1 protein-coding gene and 1 pseudogene are annotated in these 578 nt (G+C 71.1%); one reads left to right on the plus strand and one right to left on the minus strand.

Going from position 1 to position 578, the window contains the following annotated elements; genetic code table 11:
- A pseudogene (locus A9X04_RS31380) lies at positions 1-94 on the minus strand (TetR/AcrR family transcriptional regulator); the annotation flags it as partial.
- Between the two features lie 143 nt (positions 95-237).
- On the opposite strand from A9X04_RS31380, the gene A9X04_RS09375 reads away from it, so the two are divergent.
- A partial coding sequence (locus tag A9X04_RS09375; RefSeq protein WP_156764289.1) for a TetR/AcrR family transcriptional regulator occupies positions 238-578 on the plus strand: 341 nt, incomplete at its 3' end.

The following is a 578-nucleotide window of genomic DNA, read 5'->3' on the forward strand; positions in this document are numbered from 1 at the left end:
ATTCGGCCACGCAGCGCATGGTGGCAACGACGATCCGCTGCCGCGTCTCCTCGCCGCTGGCGCCGACCGGACGTCCCCGTTGCGCCCGCGTCACCATGCTGTCCTCACTCGCGCGTCCCGTCCGCCGGCTCCCGGTCCCCGACACGGTCGAATATAATCGAGTGATCGATTAGTTCCGGCTTCGCCGCGGAGGTGCGTAGTGCGTGATGGACGGAGCTGCGGCGGGCTTCCCGCCGCATGAGCGTCACGCCGCCGCAATTGGGTCGGCCGGTGGGTGCCGACGGTGAGCAGACCCGGGCCCGCATCATCACCGCCGCGATGCGCTGCGTGGCCGAATTCGGGTACGCGGGCGCCACCATCCGTGAGATCGCCCGGGCCGCGAACGTCACCAGCGCCAGCCTCTACAACTACTTTCCGAACAAGGCGGAGCTGATCAACGCCGCGATAGCGGCGCGGACCGACGTCGCGTTGCCGCGGCTGCGCGCGGCCGCCGCGCGCCCGGGGACCGCCGTCGACCGGATCGAGGCGGTGCTCGACGAATCGGGCCGGCTCATGCGCGAGCATCCGCATCTGGCCGC

The sequence above is a fragment of the Mycobacterium sp. E3247 genome (assembly GCF_001667785.1).
Classification (GTDB): Bacteria; Actinomycetota; Actinomycetes; order Mycobacteriales; family Mycobacteriaceae; genus Mycobacterium.